Source organism: Nostoc sp. (assembly GCF_036917095.1).
In the GTDB taxonomy this organism is placed as follows: domain Bacteria; phylum Cyanobacteriota; class Cyanobacteriia; order Cyanobacteriales; family Nostocaceae; genus Nostoc.
Genome location: NZ_JBALFH010000023.1, coordinates 85,113 through 104,690, shown reverse-complemented (window position 1 = coordinate 104,690; position 19,578 = coordinate 85,113). Strand labels below are relative to the sequence as shown.

Genomic DNA, 19,578 nt, shown 5'->3' with positions numbered 1-19,578 from the left:
TCATGAGGAGGGAATTATTGCTGAGCCACTGAATCTAACCGTTAGCCTGAGGGGCACTCGTGAAGTCCGGGATAACTGTCAGCTATTCCGCCTCACAGGTTTGTTAGATGCCTTTTCTGAGCCGACATTTCGCAAGGTGCTTGGTAGCAAGATTGATGAGGGCCCTAAGCACATTATTTTGGATCTCTCACAAATCGACTTTGTTGATAGCTCTGGCTTGGGTGCTCTGGTGCAGCTAGCCAAGCAGGCTCAAACTGCTGAGGGTACTTTGCAAATTGTCACGAATGCCCGCGTAACTCAAACGGTCAAGCTTGTTCGCCTAGAGAAGTTTCTCTCCCTGCAAAAATCAGTTGAAGAAGCTCTGGAAAACGTCAAGTAGTCTTGATTGCTCGGCCGGAGAGAGCGATTTAGCTATCTAGATTCAACATCGGATAGCTTAATTTTTAAAACTTCTGGCAGAAAACCTCTCTCCTTGTGGGAGAGGAACAAAGCCAGTTTAGGGATTATGTTTAAAGTTGAGCAATAACTAAAGATATAGACACCCAGTTATTGGGTATAGCGTTTCCTAATCACATGAGGTACATCTGAGCAAGCTCTTGGCTTGCTCTTAGGGGGTTAGAGTAAGGTTTTTTAACTCACTCAACCCAGAACCGCTATATGTAATTGTTGGCTAGAATATTCGGATAAACCATCAAGTCTGAAAAAGTTGTAGAAATACAAAGCCAGCAGATTTGATTTGTCTATATGTAAACTTGACTTGATACTGTATAGTTAAAAATTGTCGCTTACTAAGTAAGTATGGCAATGCGATCGAGTAAAAGGGTGAATTTGATGTCCAAATTTTACCCTATCTTAGGCACACACCACAAGAAGTAGGCGAAATTTGGTTTATAGGCGTTGACATCAGGGTGATTTAAAATGCCAACTCTCAAGCAAAAAGATGAAATTAGGAAGTAATTTTGATAGTATTGTTTATGCTAAGTATACTATCATGGCATACTTCAGAAAAATCAGTCTTTGCGAAGAATGCCTGCCAAATGTAGCCCGTCAAGGAATGATGTATTTGTGAAGTCACAGGAGGAAGAGTTATTAGATGGACAAGATGAAACTTCCAAAGAGAATTTATCTTGGACTCAAGCACTCTTGGCAACCACAGCGCCATTCCAACAGATTTCCCTCTCACAAGTGCAACAAATTTCTCCTAATGCTTTAGCATATTTGGGGGATGCAATTTATGAGTTATATGTTAGAATTTTCTATCTGCTGCCATTGCAGCGGTCAGGAATTTACCATCGTCTGGTAGTGGAGCAGGTAAGAGCGGAAACACAAGCGTTACATTTGCGATCGCTAATTCCTCATCTCAGGGACACCGAATTAGAAATTGTCCGACGGGGTAGAAACGCCGCAACAGGACGCCCTAAGCGACTTAATCCCGAAATTTATCAACAGGCAACTAGTCTAGAAACCTTAATTGGCTACTTATATCTCACCGATTACCAGCGTCTAACCGAACTGTTGCAAATACTTCATATAGAAAAAGAGTGAGAACTCAATTTCACAGTAGCTACAACAGTAGATTACGTCCAAGAAATTGAGGTAATCGGAACGACCAACCATACGCTATATCCATAACTCAAATGCAGAATCAACCAAGAAAAGTCAAGACTTCTAACGACCCAAATCGCGGACAACCCGTAAAAATTAAAGGTAAGCGTGTTGTTACTAACCCCACTCGCAATCCCAGAAAGATAGATAGCAACCCCATGTCTGTTACTAACCCCACTCGCAATCCCAGGAAAATAGATAGCAACCCTATTTCTGTTGCTAATCCCACTCGCAATCCCAGGAAAATAGATAGCAACCCTATTTCTGGTAACTCCCGGCAACGAAATAGCAACTTCTCCAAGCCATCTGTATCTACACCGACAGAAGAAGATAACGATCTCATCTACGGTCGTCATCCAGTATTGAGCGCATTGCAAAATCAGCGCAATCTCAACCGCCTCTGGATTACTACCCGTCTGCGGTACGATCCCAGCTTTCACCATTTTCTCTTGCAAGCCAAGGAAAATGGCACAGTTATTGATGAGGTTGAACCCAAGCGTTTAGACTATCTCACCAACGGCGCTAATCACCAAGGTGTGGCAGCACAAATTGCTCCCTACGCTTACGTCGAATTGGCCGATCTAATTGAACAGTGTAAATCTGTAACCGATGCCGTAATTGTAGTGGCTGACGGAATTACCGATCCCCACAACTTGGGAGCAATTATTCGCACTGCCGAAGCAATAGGCGCTCAAGGATTGGTGATTCCCCAAAGAAGGGCATCTGGGATCACTTCCACTGTCATGAAAGTAGCAGCAGGCGCTTTAGAAAACTTTGCTGTAGCTAGAGTTGTCAACCTCAGCCGCTCTTTAGAAGAATTAAAAGAAGCTGGCTTTTGGATTTACGGTACTGCTGCAAGTGGCAGCGAACCTGTGCATACAGTCAATTTCACTGGCCCAATCGTTTTGGTAATCGGCTCAGAAGGCGAAGGTCTGAGTATGTTAACTCAACGCTCCTGTGATTTTTTAGTATCAATTCCTCTACAGGGTAAGACTCCCAGCCTGAATGCTTCTGTAGCAGCGGGTATGGCGCTTTATGAAATTTATCGTCAGCGATCGCTAAATACGCTGCACCTGGATAAATTGCAAAAAAACTCTTTGAAAAAATATCAGTAACAGAGTATAAAGAAATGTAAAAGATAATAAAGCAACATATCGTTTAACACCCTGTAGACGTTTATAAATCGGCGAAAACCATGAAAACCATTTGGCATAACCTCAAGGAAGTGTTAATTAACACATTCGACTACATCGGCTTGGCTTGGTGGGTAGAGATTGTGACGCAGAATCCCCGTTGCACTTACTACTTCGGGCCATTTCTAACTTCTTCTGATGCAAAATTGTCAAGCATTGGATACATAGAAGATTTGGAGACCGAAGGAGCGCAGGGAATTTCTGTGAATGTGAAGCGCTGCAAACCTAATACCTTAACAATTGCTGAAGACTTGGGGGAAAGATTTGACCGCAAAGTACAGCCTGCCTTTGGCGGTCAAATTTAACTTAGGCCAGAGAATGAAAAAGACGCTCTGATGCGAGGACGCAAATACACGGAAACCCTGAGAATTCTTGTACCGTGTTATTGCGTCTTTTCGATTCATCGTGTCACCACATCTTCACTCTCTATTTATTCTTCGTCAATAGTCAAAATTGTTTAAATATTAGACTATTGACTACCAATTACCTGCGGATGAACTTCGAGCCAATGGTCAATATCATTCAGCACCTGCTGGGGGACTTCCCACGGAAAAAGATGGGCGGTGTTCGGATAGCACTGCCACTGAGAATTGTTGAGGTGTTGAGCAGTTTGTAAGCTGGAATCAGATGTGATGTGGCGGTCTTGGTCACCAGCAAGGACTAAACTAGGACATTGTATTTGTTGCAAATCTACAAGTCGGTTGTATCCCGATTGAATTGCACTATAGAGGGCGCGAGTAGCAGCAGGAGAGGTTTGCAAATAAGCTGGTACTGCAACGGTTGCGATGTAGTTGTAAGTGGTAGATGTATGTTGTTGGATTAGGTAGCGGAAAAGCGATCGCTTGCCAAAAGTATCAATATTCCATTGCCAACTCGGTTTTATATAGTTTATTAAGGCAGCAACACCAGTATATAAATTATCTTGCCAACTGATAGGAGGATGACTGCCACGGGGTTTGGCGGCTGTCGCCACCAAAATCAGCCCTGTAATACGCTCTGGCAAACGTAATGCCAGTTCCATTGCCAGAATGCCCCCAAGCGACCATCCCAATACTAGACATTTTTCAATCTCAAAGCGGTCTAGCAGCGCTTCTAAATCAGTTAAATGGTCATTCATATCAAAATTGCCATTCCAGCGACTTTTGCCGTATCCACGTAAATCAGGGGCAAAAGTTTTATAACGTTTTGATAAATGATTGGTAAAGACAGATAGACTACGACCAGTACCAGGATGACCATGTAAGCCCAAAATGGGGAATCCTTGACCTTGGATGTAGACATTGAGACGTGCAGCAGTGGTAGGATGGCGATCGCTCATTACTTGTCGTTCTCCTGTCTACCGAACAAATGTTTTAAAATGCTTTGGCTTTCAGTTCTCAAGCCTCTAATTTCACTCTTAATTTCTCTGAGTTCGGTTACAATCCCTTCAAAGTTACCTTGATGGATTTCAACTACTTGGACTAGTGAATTTGCAGATGAGCGTAGTTGGGTGTAGACGTGTAGTCCTACGCCGAAGCAAGCTAGAGGTAGTTCATATAAATGATAATTCATATGTGGGGTTCGACGACACAGTACTTGGTAAACGACACGCCACAGAAATACAGACAAGTAAAGCACTTTACTCTACCGCCCCCAAAGCTTTTAAAGTAGAAATTTCAGCCTCATTCAACCCCGTAGCTCCAGTAATAATCATACCTTCGTATGAACGGGCTGCTCGCAACGTTTGCTGAGACTGCCATGTAGCCATATCCCAACAATTGATTGTTTCATCCTTGCTGCCACTGAGAAGAGTTTGAGCATCTGGAGCTAGACTCAGCGACCATACCCAATTGGTATGATTTTTTAGTGTGGTAAGGCAGTCTCCAGTAGCTACATCCCAAATTTTAATGGTGCGATCGCTACTACTGCTAATCATGCGATCGCCATCGTCGGCGAACAAAATACAGAGAACCTGGCTGGTATGTCCAGAGAATGTACGCAGGCAAACCCCTGTGTGAATGCTCCACAGTCGCACCAAGGATTCATCACCACCCGTAGCAACGTATTGATTATCTGGACTCACCGCAACTGCCCAAACACGGTTGGAGTCTGCCTCCCAAGTATGAAGACAATTGCCTGTTTCAAGATCCCAGCGTTTAACTATTTTTTCATAGCCACTACTGAAGAAAGTTTTTCCGTCAGGGCTAAAGGCGATCGCCAACACAGAACCAGGATGCCCCTGCAATGTTTGCAAACATTCGCCAGAACGCACATCCCATATCTTGATTGTATGGTCGTAGCTGCCACTAGCAAGGAAGTTACTGTCTGGGCTGAAAGCAACTGCCCAGACCCAACTACCGTGACCATGCAAGGTTTTGAGACATTGCCCTGTATGCGGATTCCAAAGTTTAATAGTGCGATCTGCACTGGCGCTGGCAAGAAACTGTCCATTGGAACTGAAGGCAACAGAAAAAATACGATTGCTGTGTCCATGTAGTACGCGAAAAGGCTGGAGGTCAACCTTTAAGTTTTGCGGGGCATTGAAATTTACATCCCAGAGTTTAATTGTCTGGTCTTCATGTCCACTAGCAAGTAAGTTGTGCTGCCAACTGTGTGCGATGCCTCCGGGGAGCAAAGCTAACGCATAAATAGCATTGCTGTGTCCTTGCAAGGTTTTGGTACACTTTCCAGTCTGAAGTTCCCAGACTCTAGCCGCATGGTCATCTCCACCACTAGCAATTAAGTGCCCTTGAGGGTGGAAAGCAACTGACCAAATTCGATTTGTATGCTTCTCCAGCGTATCCAGACATTTCCCAGTGTCTATGTCCCAAATCTTCACGGTTTGGTCATAGCTGCCACTTACCAGCCGTTCGCTTTTGGGGCTGAACGCTACTGAGGTCACGACTCCTGCGTGCCCCTGCAAGGTCATCAAACACACACCAGTATGTATATCCCACAGTTTTATGGTTTGATCGAAACTGCCACTTGCTAATATTTGCCCTTCTGGACTGAAGGCGATCGGTTTTACCCAGTGCTGATGACCTTCTAGGGTTTGTACACAGCATCCAGTTTGCAACTCCCACAGCTTGATTGTGTTATCTTCACCAGCCGTTGCTAATATTTGATCTGCGGGATGAAAAGCTACACTCCACACACAAGCATTATGTCCTTCTAGAGTTTGCACACATTTGGCTGTGGCTAGATGCCAGATTTTAACTGTGCGATCGTAGCTAGTACTAGCAAGGAGTTGACCGTCAGGACTCCATGCGATCGCTGTGACAATGCTAGTGTGACCATACAGCGTTTTGAGAGATTCTCCTGTGGTAGTGTCCCAAAGTTTAATTGTATGATCCTGACCGCAACTAGCTAAAACTGAGTGCACGGGGCTAAAAGCAATATTCCAGACCCAACTGTTGTGTTCTTTAAAGCTAAATAGTTGTTTACTATTGTTAACATCCCAAACATGAATTTCACCATTTGTATCACTGGTAGCAAGGGATTGCCCATCTGGGCTAAAGACAACGCTAGTAATTCCACCAAAGGTGGCAGCAAAAACACAATCTCGAAACGTTGTTTGGCTAAAGTTTACCCGATGTAAGTTGAGCGATCGCAAATCACAGTTACGGATGGTGAGATGCGAAAAATCATACCCAGTTAAATCGGTTTCTAATTGTGTCAGTAAATTCAAAAGATTACCGCCACCATACCCAACTGTATCTATCGCTTCATTTTGGAGCTTTACAACTAGTCTGCCAAGTTTATGCTCAAGCTGATGAGTAGAGCCAAGCTTTATTTGTAGCTGATTTAGGATCGGTCGCACAATTAAGTGAATTTGACTATCGCGGATGTAGTCTTTTGCCTGAGCTTGCATCAAAGCATGAGTCAGCAGGTATTGTGGTGATTCTGTGACTATTTCCTGGCAGATTTGTTCAATCAAGCAGTCTGTCACATATTCCATCACCACAGGTTGCTGTGTAAATCCTCCAGTATTGCTTTCTATCAAGCTACACCAGCGTAAAGATTCTAGGACTGACATTAACTTAGGCTTAGGCAATGTTGGTGTGAAGGCTGTTTGCAATTCTGTCGAGAAAAGCTTTTCCCGATTAATCGCCAGCCAGTACATTACTTGCTGCTCTGAGGTGGAGAGTCTTTTGAAATGCTGCTCTAGGAGATTACCAATACCCTTAAATACGCTTGTGCCTTCAGCAAAGAAGCTGGCGATATTGCCTTCATGTAAATCCCGAATTGAGGTGGCGGCAATTTTCAAAGCTAGTGGATTACCACGGTAACACTCAACCAGTTGGCGGGTTTCGTCTTCGGAGCCTGATAGCCCTTTGAGTGTCAAAATTGTTTGTCCGGCTGCGACTTCTAATCCTGATAAAGCAAGGGTACGAACTGACAAACCATCACCTTCCAAGGCGGCCACTTCAGTAGGTTTTTCCCGACTGGTGAGCAGGACACAGCTTTGATGCTTAGTTTCTCCTAATCGCCACAGGAGTTCGCCGTAGGGTTCGTAGCCTTCACGGTAACAGCCTGTCCCTTTACCTTGCTGCAATAATGTGTCGAAATTATCTAGAATCAGCAAGCATCGAGATTTGCGGAGGTACTCGATTAAACAAGTAATTTGCTCATGAGGGGAAGCAGGTAATGTAGTAACTTGCCCATCGGAAAGGATTTTGATGCACTCTGTCACCTTGTCAGAGAAAAAAGGTGCGTGCCGGAGCGATCGCCAAATGACATATTCAAATTCTCCCTGCAATTGTTCTGCTAACTTCACCGAGAGTGCGGTTTTGCCCATGCCACCCATACCTAACAGTGTGACCACACGAGTGCGATGGCTTCGCCCGCCGCAGGCATCGCCCACAATCCATTGGCTGAGGGTTTCTAATTCAGTGGTACGCCCGTAGAACTGGGAAACGTCGATTGCTTCCCCCCAATTTGTGCAGTTCGTGAAGGGTTGAAAGTTTAAGGTTGAGGAGGCATTTGTGTCTTTTTGTTGCTGTACGGTTCGCTTCAGTACTCCGTGCAGATTATTTTTCGTAACTTTTTCGCCCAAAGCTTGAGAAAGCGATCGCCATAATTCCGAGCCAATGTCTTTGATGTAACCACAATCGTAATCGGACTCTACAGCCATTTCTGAGTACGTCTGTCCTGCCCAAGATTGACGGAAAACAATCTCTTGAACTTTTGTTAAGCGTCCCTGTGGCAATAATTGTTCTATTAGTGCGATCGCTTCTTCAACCGTCATTTATTTCCGTAACGCTACTAATTAACTACGATATTCGCACCATAAGCTTTATTTCTTCAAAAAACTTATGTAAATATACTTAAAATTTATGCAACTTGGACATAGATTCGGGTGTGTCAGAGGCGCAAATCCTTAATAATCGCTCCATAACTTCGTCTGACGCACTCAACAAGTTGATTTAAGTGTGACAGGCAGGTTTAGCCCTAGATACTAAAAAGATCCGACTTTTTTCCGACCTTTTCCGACCGTCAAACTTTATACCAGCCAGTAGAGTATTAGATAAGCAGTTCTAGGAGCGCAAATTAGCACGTACCACTGAAGGAAGATGATTTTATGCGATGCCTACGGTCGTCAACTATGTACTGGCAATAGTCTCAATCGCACATCTGAATTTTTCGATTAATCGGTGGTTCAATCGCACAGACTTGATAAAAGCTGATTGCAGAATAATCTGCAATTTTTCTGGGAAACACTTAATACAATAACAAGGATTTGACTATGAAACTGAATTTAGCTAATCGGGTTTTATTAGGAACACTGGCATTATTAGTATCAATGCCACTTGCAGCAAATGCTCAAGCTGATGAGCCAACTGGTGAGCCAACTAAAGAGTCTAGTGGGAGTTTTGTTTGCGTGGCTGATGATAGCGGCACACCTACCACTGTTTTCCAAACAGATGGAGAAAATGAGGGCCCAATTATAATTTGGAAGACTAAATTTTTTGGCACTAAATACAATCCGAAACAACGCTGTAAGATTGTTTCTAAAAAGTTGAATGATGCAGTAGCTAGTGCTAAGGGATTAGAAAACTTATTTTTGACACACGGACCAGTTAATAAACTAACCGTAATTTGCTATACCGAAAGCGAGACTGGTAAGTGTAATAGCAAAAATATGTTGTTCACTTTATCTCGTGAACTTGCTAAAAATCCCCCAGCTGTACTAGAACTAATTGAGAGACATGCGATGGGTGAAACAGATGTTCCACCTATTGACAATAATACACCCCAAAAATACGTGAATTTAGGTGTGTTCAAAAAATAATCAATCTTGGTAAGAAAGCAGCTTGTTGACTTTAAATATAAAGTCACAGACTCACGTTAACTTTTTTATCTGTCTCTTATATAAACCTGAGTCATATCACTGCTCAGGTTTATCCACAATCAATAATTATTTTGTTAAATGAGATTAATATCTAGCAATAAAGCTTTAGCACTACTTATGCTTGTGTTATTACTTTTTAATGATTCAACTAGAGCCGAATCCGATATTTCTTATGTACAACATAGTATCTATCCACAACAAATAATTTCTCAAAATAAACAACGAGGCTTATCCAGCTTAAAAAGTAAAACACAACAATCTCAAGAATCTACGGAAAACATCCCTATAACAGTAATTGCCCAAGAGGTAACGGTTCGAGTAATTGGGGATTCTGGTGTTGGTTCGGGAGTAATTATTGAACGTAAAGGAAAAACTTATACAGTTTTAACGTGCCGTCATGTGATAGCTAATTCCAAAAGCAACCAGGTTCAGATTTTAACAAATGATGGTTTTACTCAAACTGCTACATGGAATCTTTCTAGACAATTGAATGATATTGATTTAGTACAACTTCAATTTACTAGTGATTCTAACTACAAAATAGCAGCGATTGGAGAAACAAGTCTTTTAAAGGTTGGCGATACTGTTTACGCCGTGGGTTTCCCGAATTGGCATTGGAAAAATCCTAAAACTATTCAAAACACACGCGATTGGGGCTTAAAAGCTTACAAACTTACAACGGGTATAATAGGAATGATGCCAGAAAATTACCTAAAGCGTGGATATCAAATTGGCATTACTAATAATATTTATAGAGGTATGAGTGGTGGACCATTATTTAATCAGCAAGGTCAATTAGTTGGTATTAATGGACGTAGCAAATACCCACTTTTAAAAGGTAAAGCATTTCGTTATCAAAACGGTAAGTTAGTTGCTACAAATGTTGCTGGAAAAATGCAAACTTTAAGTTGGGCAATTCCAATTACAAGAATTAGAGAATTAAATAAAAAATAGCTCTAATTTATTAGCATTAGTACATTAATTAAATTCATAGGTTATAGGATATAAACGTAATGAAATCATTTACTAGATTTTTACCTCATTTATTATTTAGTAGCGCGATTATTAGTGCAATTATAATCCCTGCTTTTCTAAATAGTAGTACTTATGCTAATCAGAGCAATAGAACAGAAACCAAAATACCAGAAACAGTTAAAAACGTGGCAGTTAGAGTTGAAATACATGGTGTTATAAATGGTCAAGAACAAATTGAAAATGGTTCAGGAGTTATCATTTCACGTAATGGTAATTACTATACTGTACTAACTGCTGAACACCTTTTATATTCAACTCCTATGCCAGCAAAATACGCAGGCTATCACCCTTATTTCTTTGAGCAAAACTATAGAGAAACATATCAAGGTAAATTAGTTATTGTTGTTAACAATCGTTCTTATGAAGTTACTCCAGAAAATATATATCGACTTCGAAATGACAGAGTTGTAGGACTTGATTTAGCACTAATTAGATTTGAAAGCAACGAAAATTATCCCGTTGCTAAACTAGCTCTAACAGCAGGAATCTTTGACCCAGTTAACGTTTATGGCTGGCCCGATCCAAAGAAACTAAGCCCACAGCCAAAAAAATATGAAGACAGGTATCTTACTTCAACTATTTACAACCTGAGTACAGACTATTCCGGAAGATCAATCGCTCGTGGCTATACCATGTCATACGGTTCTGATCTTAATGTAGGTGGGCTTAGTGGAGGCCCAGTTTTTGATGAGAACGGAGAGTTCGTGATTGGAATTCATGGCAAGGGTGGGGATGTACGTAGCGAAATTCCAAGCATAATGAACATCTTTGAAGAAGATAAAAGTTTAATAAATCGAGCTGCTGCAACTCCGATTGATAACTTTTTAGATCAATTACTACCTAATTATCCGCAATATAATCGTGACTCCTTAATTGCTAAGATTAACCCTCAGTGGTTAACGGGCATAAATAATAGTAAAACATCTGCACAAGCAAATAGTAGTATTAATAAAAATACAGAAGCACGCCAGAATTATCGTGACGCAGTTAGGTCAATGAGAGGAAAAAATTTTAGTGATGCAATTAATTTTCTTCAAAAGGCGGTAACACCTAAGCCGGATGATGCTATTGCTTATTTGGCTTATTTAGCTTTAGGTGATGCCTATTATCAGAATGCTGAGAACGGTAATATAGATCAAAAGAAAAAAGCTAAAAAGAAAGCTTTTGCTCAATATCAGGAAGCTGAGAAGATATTGAACAAAAATAAAGAAGACAAAACTGATATAATACTGCGAAAATTAGCTATTTTATACAGAATGAAAAAAGATGAAAATGATGATGAAAATGATCGAGATATGAAAATCGAACTTAATAAACTAAAAGCTTCATCTGATGAACGAGGTTCTCTACCTTTAAGTATTACTTATTACATAAATCAGGCTTTAATTGATAAGAATAAATCAGATGCGAAAACCTCCCTATCCAAGGCACTAGAAATGGTACAAAAAAAGGTAATAAAGAATAAAAAACTATTAGAAAAACTATTAGAAAACAAAGAAGGATCGGAAAATTTAAAACAATTTGCGTATATAGAAAGGTCAATGAATGCTTTTTATTTAGTAGCTATTGGCAAAGAATATTATAAAGCCCACTTTTTAGAAACAGGGAAAGAAGAAGCACTTAAAATTTTTGATGAAGCGATTGATATTAATCCTAATGAGGAGAGCACTTATTTAGCAATTATCACATTTCTGATTGAACAAAATCAGGAAACCGCTTTAGGATATTTACAGAGACTACAAAAACAAAACTTCAATAATCCAGAGATATTGCGTACTATTGCAGGAATATATGAGAATAATTTTCAATTGCCAGAGCAAGCGATTATAATTGCAGAGAAGCTTGCTAGCGAATATCCAGAAAATCCTGAAGTTCATTTTGAAGCTGGTCTATTACTAGAGAAGAATAACAAGAAGGAAAAAGCTGTTGAATACTTTAAAAAGGCGTTAGTACTATTCATAAACATAAAAGATCCTTATGGTATCTCATATGCAAATAGAAAACTTTGCTTCCTCAGCCCAAAAGACAACCGAGAAAGCTGTAGTACAACATCACTTGCACCAAAGAAACCGCCTACAGTTAATCCACTACCTACAAAGAAAATGATTCCTACAACTCCAGAATCAACCTTCAGTTGCGATCCAAAAACTAGTAACTTAACGCTACGCACAACTAACGGCAAACAGCGCATCTTAATAAACTGGCAATCTACAGCTTTTACTCCTTCGGGTTACAATCCGCAGATACGTTGTAAACATATTTCTGCAAGGTTAGAGAAATTCCAAAAAGAAAACAGATTAAATCCTGAAAATATCACTTCCAGCGTGAGAACCTACAAAATTAAAACAGATAGAGGTTCGATACCATACACCCTGAATATTTTATGCCTTGCAAAATCATCAAGTGACGCAGCAGCAAAAAAATGTGCAGAAGATGGACTAATTATTACCTTAGAACGCAGCGAAAAACCTGAACAAATACTTAAGCAATTCCGTGAAGCTTTATCACAAGAATTCGCAGGTGAACCACTCACAAAAGATATTGATAAGCAGAAAAATAAACCTACATCTGAAAATCAGAAATGAGACTTGAGTAGATGTAGGTGCTGTGCAGGCACAGGGAGATAGAAAAGATTGGGCTAATTCCCAGCAATATTGCACTCATCCTAAAAATAGATTCTCTTTTGGCTCTGAGGAAAATGTTTTTAATTTTCCTTGTAGTGGACGAAGTGCAAGCAATATTAGTTTCATTTTTCAATACAGGAAATACATCTGATTTTAACACATTTACATTCAAGCAAGCGCTGAATAATTTGTGAGGTTAACCCATGTTTCGCAATTTAATTTTACTAGCGATCGCTGCTTCTATCTGTACTGCTCCTACTGTAGTATTCGCACAAGATAGTTTGCCCAAACCCAATAGAAAAGGAGATTACTATTATGGACTATGGCGTGAATGGCTGGTTGTTGATCGCGATCGCAGAGGGTTGAACTGTCGTAGTGGTGCTGGTGCAAATTACAGTGTCATCAAAACATTTGACAACAACAAAAAAATTTATGCTTACACTTTAGACGATAATCCGATTGAACGTGATAGGCAAGGTAAACCCTGGATAGAAATTTTACCCACTGGCTATCAATATGAAAAGCCCTGCTTTGTGAGAGCTAATAACAGTTTTATCCGACCGATACCACAAGAGTAAAAGCTGAATAATAATAAGTCTTCATCACAAATAAAATAAATATGAAAGTCATACAAGCGACATTTTTTACTTGTTTACTATTGCTGCCAATTCCAACTCAAGCAGTACAGTTGATATCAATTCCTAAGAATTCACCAGTTGAAAATAAATTCATCGCGCAAGCTTTTTTAGATGATAGATGTCCGGAACAATATGTCCACTTGCGAGGTTCAACAAGCAATCGTACAGTGACGATTTGCGGAGAGCGCGATACTGGTATCCCCACACACTATATTGCAGATACTAAGAAAAATGGAGGTAGTATTTTTCTACCCCTAAGTAGCTACACAAAGACTCAGTTTGTTGCTCGGAATGGTAGATACATTTATATACTTGACATCAAAAAGAGTAACTTAACTATTAAAGTTTCTCGCCAGCGTCCTCGCGTTGAAAAATTCACTATTGACTTACCATAAGTGTTGTAAATATATCCACATTTTTATTAGATTAAGGGACAGACTCAAAACTTTACTTATCGTCTAACTAATTAAATGCTGATTCATTCCAGTTAATTCCGGGCAAAACATTTAATATTCCCAATTAAACTTATACACTAAAATTCATGAAATTACTTTTATTAATTACCTTGAGTACAGCAATTACTCTCACTTCCACATTAGCGATCGCTCAACCTAATTTCCAATATCCCCAACCGAATCGACAAGGTGACTATACATCAATTTTCAGTAAGCTTCAAGATGGGACAAAATCTCTACATTATGTGTGGAAGGTTGTAAGTAGCGAACTTAATTGCCGCGCTCAAGCTGGAGGGAATTATCCTGTGGTGCGAACCCTTTCAAAAGGCGACAATATCGATATTGTTGGCAAGCCGAAAATTTATCGAGATAAACAAGGTAAAACGTGGCTGTATGTTGCCAAGGAAGGTAGTGCAGAAGATGTAAAAATTCGATGCTTTGTGCGTGCGAATACTCAGTTTATTAAACCGATCCCTTATTCGATTTATTAAACCAATCTCTGATTCGATTAGTTAGTAATTTGATTAGAGCGATCGCACTTTCCATTACATGATTATTTTGTGCAATGCCTGCGGCGGGCGTAGCCATCGCATCTTTCATCACGCGACAACTTATATTAAGGTGATTCCTTTCTTTGGATGTCCTTAATCAACCTAATTGGCGTTTTGCTCATATTCTATTCCCAGTTTTATTTGATTTTGGCTAAACAAAACTAGCAAACCACTGGTTGTTTGACATCTAATTTCAGGTTAAATATCTGCCCAATTATTTGGTAAAATTACCATTTAATTAATAAAGATAATTTTACACATTGCGGTCGAACTCTGTATTAAAATTCAGACCTTCAATTTAGTACGGTTTTAAGTAATCGGTTCATAAACCATTTGGGGAATCAACACTTGGTCTTGTACTTGTAATTGCCCAATACCTAAAAAACGAGTCTCTTCATCATAAACTCGCACTATTTCAGAAACATCAAAAGTTAGAGAAATTCGCTGTCCTTGACACCATTTTTGAGCAGATGTTGCTGGTAAAGTCACAGATGACAAATGTTGTAAAGCTGCATCTGGACAAATCACTTGAAATATTCCGGCTTGCAGTTTAGTTTCTAAATCTGTCAAAGTGAGACTATCTGTTAAATCGAAACCACTGCTTTGGGTGCGAATTAAAGCCGCAAGAGTGCCACCAGTTTCTAAAATTGCGCCTAAGTCACGAGCGATCGCTCTAATATATGTACCAGAACCACAGGCGATCGCCACATCCAATTCGGGAAAATCGCCTTCTCTCCAGTCCAAAATATCTATCTGAAAAACTTCCACTGTTCGCACTGGAACTTCCACCGTTTTTCCTTGACGTGCTAAGTCGTAGAGACGTTTACCATCCACTTGGATTGCACTGTAACTAGGTGGTATTTGCTCAATCTTGCCTTTAAATTGTGCCAGTGCAGTTTTCACCTCTGCCAAACTCAATCCAGCACAAGGTTGAGAAGTGATGATTTCACCTTGTAAATCATCGGTTGTAGTACGCACACCCAGCCGAATAGTGGCTTTGTAAGCTTTGTTTTCTGGCAGATACTGCAATAATCTTGTGGCTTTACCAAGCGCGATTGGTAAAACCCCTGTAGCTGCTGGATCTAAAGTTCCCGCGTGTCCCACACGTTTGAGGCGCAACAATTTTCGCACCCGCGCTACGCAGTCGTGGGAAGTCCAGTCAAATGGTTTGTTTAAGTTAAGAAAACCTTGAGATAACACAATAGCAATACTTTTAGTCTTTTCTCTCTCAAATGCTCGTCTAATGCTCAAATATCTTAATTCTAGCATTCAAGCATAAATTATTTAGTATAAAATTATACTTATTGTAATTCAGAAAATGCTCACCCTCTCAACCCCGTTATCGGGCAAAGAGGAATAAAAGCATATCTCTATCCTATATCCTTAGAGTTCTCTAAGTATTACTCCAATAATTTCAGACCTCTAAAGGGCGGGTGCATCATATCTCGAAAGTAATGTCAACTAAAATTAAGATTAATTTTAATGATTTGTCGCTACGAGTAAATGATTTAAATCATCTGGATTACTATTAATTAAAGTCTTAATTCTAGAAAGAAACTCATGCTCTAAATAAGGCTTAGTCAAGTAAGCCCTTGCACCCAATTCTTGGGCAAGCTGACGATGTTTTTCAGCGCTGCGAGATGTGAGAATCACTACAGGGATTTTTGCTAAATTTGGGTATTGGCGGAAATTGCTCAACAACTCAAAACCATTCATTCGTGGCATCTCTAAATCTGAGACGACAACTTGAATTTCAGGATGTAACTGCAATTTTTCTAGAGCTTCTACACCATTTTGAGCTTGTATTACATGATAGCCAGATTTTTGCAGAGTCAGAGAGAGAGTTTGCCGGAGGCTAATTGCGTCATCTACTACTAAAACAACTTTTGGTAATTTATTATCTGACTCTTGAGAATAACTAGGTTGGGTTTCTATAGTTGTTGTGGAAGTAGATGCAACAAGTAATGGTGTAGATGAAAAAGTATGTCCTGATATCGGCAACGCCTTTTTATTTGAGGAAGAAGCGACTGGTAGCGCCCTGATATCAAGTGTTGTTTGTTGGATTTCGCTAGACTTTACTAGCAAAGAAGCATCAATTACTAAGATGAGGTTACCATTGGCTAAACTACTACAACCATAAATATATTTTGGCGGTGCGATCGCATTTCCTAAAGGTCTAATTACCAGTTCTTGTTCGCCAATTATTTGGTCAACTTCTAAAGCAACCTTTGCCTGATTTCGTCGTAGTAAAAGCACCGGATTTTTGGCTATGCTTGGGTCGTGAGTATTTGATGTGTTGTATGGAGCCTCACTATTAAAAGATGAACCATTATAATTAATCAACTTTGAAAGTTGACGGAGGCTGACCATAGTTTCATCATTGTCTGTGTTCAAATATAAGACTTTTTTTCCTTCAATTTCTTTAATCTGTTGTTCGGAGGGAATCAATATTTTTTCGATACTATCCAAAAGAAGTGCATAAACAACGCCTTTGGCTTGAACTAGCATTAATTTTTCTGTAGTCATAGAAAAAGGTATTTTGAGTATGAATATTGTTCCTTGGTTGGGTAAGGATTGAACTGAAATTGAGCCGTTGAGTGCGTGCATCTGAGTACGCACAATATCTAACCCCATACCGCGCCCAGAGATTTCACTTACTTTATCGGCAGTAGAAAAACCTGGCCAGAATATCAAATCTAAAAGTTCAGGTTCAGCCAGATTAGAAGCAAAACTTCTAGTTTTTTCTTCAGTTTGTATGGGATAAAATTCAATAGCTTTTCTGCGAATTCTGTCTAAATTCAATCCCTGACCATCATCCCGAACTTCGATAACAGTTTGGCTACCCTGATGATAGGCGCAGATTTCGATTAAACCTTGTTCTGGTTTACCAAGCTCTCGGCGAACTTGGGGAGCTTCAATACCGTGGTCAAAAGCATTACGCACTAAGTGTAATAAGGGATCGTAAAGCTTTTCTGCGATCGCTTTATCTACTAGTACCTCAGTACCATTAAGTTTCAATTCTACAAGTTTGGCATGAACATTCCCCAACTTATCTACCATATGGGGGAAGCGATTCAGGATATTGCCCAAAGGCGACATTCGTGCATCTACTAAGCTATCTATAATATTAAGAGTTAAATTCTCTTTTTGATCGCTAATTTGAGTAGCTTGTGTCAGAAGCAAGTCAAGAGACTCTGTGGTTTCTTGTAGTTGCAGTGTCTCTTCTATTGCTTCATGCAATGTCATGTGAAATTCTGTATATACATCCATTTCTAGAGAGTCAAAATCCACTGCAAAACTTTGCGTTTGTTGTGAGGTAATATTTTGTATTTGTAATGGTAGATCGCGTAATTCATTTAAAGTTGTTTGGTGTCTAGTTAGTTGCTGTATTAATTGCTCAGTTATTTCTTTGACCTGTTCATCTTGCAAGCTACGCCGTTTTTGGTAAATCAGCAATTCTCCAGCTAGATAATTGAGCTGTTGCAGTCTCTCTGTATCTACTCGTATAAATGAAGGTTGGCGAAAATTTTTAGTTTGAACGTACTGTGATTTATCTTCTATTTCTTTGTTGATTTGTGTAGCCAAATCAGGGATGATTTCAATAGCTGTTTCTGAAACATCTATAACTACTTGCTCGCTAACAGTTAATGAATCAAGCTTTTCTGAAGAATCATCAGTCTGGGTGGTTACAACTTCAGCAGCAAGGTTTTGGCTAGCTTCTTCTCCCCATATTGCTTCTAGTAGGTTATCAGTTGTTTCCGAAGATAGAGATTTAGATATTTCCTTAAGAACTAGCAGTGTTTGTAACTTGGGACTATCAAGCCAATTTTTCTCTTCGCCAGCAACAGGAGGATAATTTTTATATTCTTTTGCTAATTTATGAATTTGGTTCTGTAGTATTTTAATTACCGAGAGGTAGCTATCAGATGGTTTAAGAGAATATTGGAATTTTGCAACTGCAAATAGGATAATTAAAATGATACCATGCCGATAAATACAAAGGCTTTGACTATCTTCTTCATCTTGGACAAAATCAAGAAAATTTCTCAGCCAATTTTCGATATACTTAAGTAGAGTTTTTCTTTCTAAAGTGGGAACTAGTAAATTTAAACTAAGTTCTGGTTCAGGTATTTCCATCTGGTGATTAAACCAGCCAAAAATATAGCGAATTACTTTTAGATAAAACTTGGCAGTTGTTGGGTTAACGGATTCGTTTTTATTATTATCTGATGTAGTGAGAAACTGATAAAATTGCTCTTCATTGATGACAAATGCGCTAGTAGATGAATTATTTTGTAATTCTTCAGATAACTCATTATTTGCCACTTCTGTGAGTTTTTGCAAACCTGGAGAAGGTTTTCCACCAGATGTGCGATCGCCTTCTAGTACCAATTTTTGTGATTGTTGCAAATCTACAAGGGCAATTTCTGCAATTTGCTGCACCTGAGCGGGATTTGCTTGCAGCGCTGACAAAATTGTTTGGGAAATTTCTCCCAATCCAGGTAAATTTAAAGATTCTGCTAAACCGAGAAACACCTCAGCTTGAGAGTGTAAAAACTCGATAAATTCTTCATTATTTGGTGAGTTGTTAACAGCGTCAGCAATACTGTTTAGACGTTGTTCTACTCCGACTTCAAAAACAGACTGCACAATATCAAACCCCAATTCTTCAGAAGTGGGGATATGAGATTCAGCACCAAATGCATCACCCAGTTTGTCCTGCAACTGTGCAAACACTGAAGTTGCTCGATGGAGCAACTCTTCATCATTAACAGTACTGCCTATTAGCTCGGTATTTAATGCTATGCTCAGGCACTCATAACCTTGTAACAAAAGTGTTTGTAATTCTGTATCAACAACTACTGTTGGATTATAGAGAGCCTTAAATACATCTTCTAAAAAATGGGCTATCATCTTAATTACTTCTAGCCCAACATTAGCAGCGCCACCTTTAAGCGTATGAGTAGCCCGCATTAAGTTATGAACTTTGGCAGTGCTATAACCTTCTGACAAGCTAAATAGTTCTTGTTCAATAATTTGGACTAATTCTGGGGCTTCAGCCAGAAAGTAGATGTATCCTTGTTCCCGAATTTCGTTATCTGTAATCATATTTTAGATTTTAAATTTTGGAATTTTGATTTGTTAC

15 protein-coding genes are annotated in these 19,578 nt (G+C 39.6%); 10 read left to right on the top strand and 5 right to left on the bottom strand.

Annotation, left to right across the window (positions count from 1 at the left end; genetic code table 11):
- Positions 1-13 precede the first annotated feature (13 nt).
- The 4 genes from V7L01_RS12510 (at position 14) to V7L01_RS12495 (ending at position 3,103) form a co-directional block, all read left to right on the top strand.
- On the top strand, positions 14-379 hold the full coding sequence (locus V7L01_RS12510) for an STAS domain-containing protein (protein WP_190893946.1): 366 nt from the start codon (positions 14-16) through the stop codon (positions 377-379).
- A 686-nt stretch (positions 380-1,065) separates the two neighbouring features.
- Positions 1,066-1,545: a Mini-ribonuclease 3 gene (locus tag V7L01_RS12505; RefSeq protein ID WP_335035127.1), complete on the top strand. Its 480-nt coding sequence runs from the start codon at positions 1,066-1,068 to the stop codon at positions 1,543-1,545.
- A gap of 92 nt (positions 1,546-1,637) precedes the next feature.
- Entirely contained in the window at positions 1,638-2,720 is a 1,083-nt protein-coding gene (gene rlmB / locus V7L01_RS12500) for a 23S rRNA (guanosine(2251)-2'-O)-methyltransferase RlmB (protein WP_335035125.1), read from the top strand.
- Between the two features lie 80 nt (positions 2,721-2,800).
- Positions 2,801-3,103: a DUF1816 domain-containing protein gene (locus V7L01_RS12495; protein ID WP_335035124.1), complete on the top strand. Its 303-nt coding sequence runs from the start codon at positions 2,801-2,803 to the stop codon at positions 3,101-3,103.
- Positions 3,104-3,267: 164 nt separating this feature from the next.
- On the opposite strand, the gene V7L01_RS12490 is transcribed toward V7L01_RS12495, so the two are convergent.
- From V7L01_RS12490 to V7L01_RS12480, 3 genes are all read right to left on the bottom strand, one after another.
- The gene (locus tag V7L01_RS12490; RefSeq protein ID WP_335035122.1) at positions 3,268-4,116 is read right to left on the bottom strand and encodes an alpha/beta fold hydrolase; all 849 of its coding nucleotides are present in this window, start codon (positions 4,114-4,116) and stop codon (positions 3,268-3,270) included.
- Positions 4,116-4,349, bottom strand: a complete 234-nt coding sequence (locus tag V7L01_RS12485; RefSeq protein WP_335035120.1) for a hypothetical protein — start codon at positions 4,347-4,349, stop codon at positions 4,116-4,118. Before V7L01_RS12485 ends, V7L01_RS12490 begins: the two co-directional genes overlap by 1 nt.
- Before the next feature lie 67 nt (positions 4,350-4,416).
- The gene (locus V7L01_RS12480; RefSeq protein ID WP_335035119.1) at positions 4,417-8,025 is read right to left on the bottom strand and encodes an NB-ARC domain-containing protein; all 3,609 of its coding nucleotides are present in this window, start codon (positions 8,023-8,025) and stop codon (positions 4,417-4,419) included.
- A gap of 498 nt (positions 8,026-8,523) precedes the next feature.
- Between V7L01_RS12480 and V7L01_RS12475 the strand changes: the two genes are divergently transcribed.
- The 6 genes from V7L01_RS12475 (at position 8,524) to V7L01_RS12450 (ending at position 14,372) form a co-directional block, all read left to right on the top strand.
- The gene (locus V7L01_RS12475; protein ID WP_335035117.1) at positions 8,524-9,069 is read left to right on the top strand and encodes a COP23 domain-containing protein; all 546 of its coding nucleotides are present in this window, start codon (positions 8,524-8,526) and stop codon (positions 9,067-9,069) included.
- 138 nt (positions 9,070-9,207) lie between these two features.
- Positions 9,208-10,083, top strand: a complete 876-nt coding sequence (locus tag V7L01_RS12470) for a S1 family peptidase (protein WP_335035115.1) — start codon at positions 9,208-9,210, stop codon at positions 10,081-10,083.
- Between the two features lie 59 nt (positions 10,084-10,142).
- The gene (locus V7L01_RS12465) at positions 10,143-12,749 is read left to right on the top strand and encodes a COP23 domain-containing protein (protein ID WP_335035114.1); all 2,607 of its coding nucleotides are present in this window, start codon (positions 10,143-10,145) and stop codon (positions 12,747-12,749) included.
- A 242-nt stretch (positions 12,750-12,991) separates the two neighbouring features.
- Positions 12,992-13,366 carry a hypothetical protein gene (locus V7L01_RS12460; protein WP_335035112.1) on the top strand — a complete coding sequence of 125 codons (375 nt, stop codon included), beginning with the start codon at positions 12,992-12,994 and terminating at the stop codon, positions 13,364-13,366.
- Positions 13,367-13,407: 41 nt separating this feature from the next.
- On the top strand, positions 13,408-13,821 hold the full coding sequence (locus tag V7L01_RS12455) for a hypothetical protein (protein ID WP_335035111.1): 414 nt from the start codon (positions 13,408-13,410) through the stop codon (positions 13,819-13,821).
- 146 nt (positions 13,822-13,967) lie between these two features.
- The gene (locus tag V7L01_RS12450) at positions 13,968-14,372 is read left to right on the top strand and encodes a hypothetical protein (RefSeq protein WP_335035109.1); all 405 of its coding nucleotides are present in this window, start codon (positions 13,968-13,970) and stop codon (positions 14,370-14,372) included.
- A gap of 369 nt (positions 14,373-14,741) precedes the next feature.
- Here the strand turns inward: V7L01_RS12450 and truB are convergent, their stop codons facing one another.
- The gene (truB, locus tag V7L01_RS12445) at positions 14,742-15,632 is read right to left on the bottom strand and encodes a tRNA pseudouridine(55) synthase TruB (RefSeq protein WP_335035237.1); all 891 of its coding nucleotides are present in this window, start codon (positions 15,630-15,632) and stop codon (positions 14,742-14,744) included.
- A 279-nt stretch (positions 15,633-15,911) separates the two neighbouring features.
- Positions 15,912-19,541, bottom strand: a complete 3,630-nt coding sequence (locus V7L01_RS12440) for a hybrid sensor histidine kinase/response regulator (RefSeq protein ID WP_335035107.1) — start codon at positions 19,539-19,541, stop codon at positions 15,912-15,914.
- Positions 19,542-19,578: the final 37 nt, after the last annotated feature.

Bases quoted from the DNA above. Each gene is read 5' to 3' on its own strand.
- rlmB (WP_335035125.1), top strand. From the start codon at position 1,638: ATGCAGAATCAACCAAGAAAAGTCAAGACTTCTAACGACCCAAATCGC.
- V7L01_RS12495 (WP_335035124.1), top strand. From the start codon at position 2,801: ATGAAAACCATTTGGCATAACCTCAAGGAAGTGTTAATTAACACATTC.
- V7L01_RS12490 (WP_335035122.1), bottom strand. From the start codon at position 4,116: ATGAGCGATCGCCATCCTACCACTGCTGCACGTCTCAATGTCTACATC.
- V7L01_RS12485 (WP_335035120.1), bottom strand. From the start codon at position 4,349: ATGAATTATCATTTATATGAACTACCTCTAGCTTGCTTCGGCGTAGGA.
- V7L01_RS12480 (WP_335035119.1), bottom strand. From the start codon at position 8,025: ATGACGGTTGAAGAAGCGATCGCACTAATAGAACAATTATTGCCACAG.
- V7L01_RS12475 (WP_335035117.1), top strand. From the start codon at position 8,524: ATGAAACTGAATTTAGCTAATCGGGTTTTATTAGGAACACTGGCATTA.
- V7L01_RS12470 (WP_335035115.1), top strand. From the start codon at position 9,208: ATGAGATTAATATCTAGCAATAAAGCTTTAGCACTACTTATGCTTGTG.
- V7L01_RS12465 (WP_335035114.1), top strand. From the start codon at position 10,143: ATGAAATCATTTACTAGATTTTTACCTCATTTATTATTTAGTAGCGCG.
- V7L01_RS12460 (WP_335035112.1), top strand. From the start codon at position 12,992: ATGTTTCGCAATTTAATTTTACTAGCGATCGCTGCTTCTATCTGTACT.
- V7L01_RS12455 (WP_335035111.1), top strand. From the start codon at position 13,408: ATGAAAGTCATACAAGCGACATTTTTTACTTGTTTACTATTGCTGCCA.
- V7L01_RS12450 (WP_335035109.1), top strand. From the start codon at position 13,968: ATGAAATTACTTTTATTAATTACCTTGAGTACAGCAATTACTCTCACT.
- V7L01_RS12440 (WP_335035107.1), bottom strand. From the start codon at position 19,541: ATGATTACAGATAACGAAATTCGGGAACAAGGATACATCTACTTTCTG.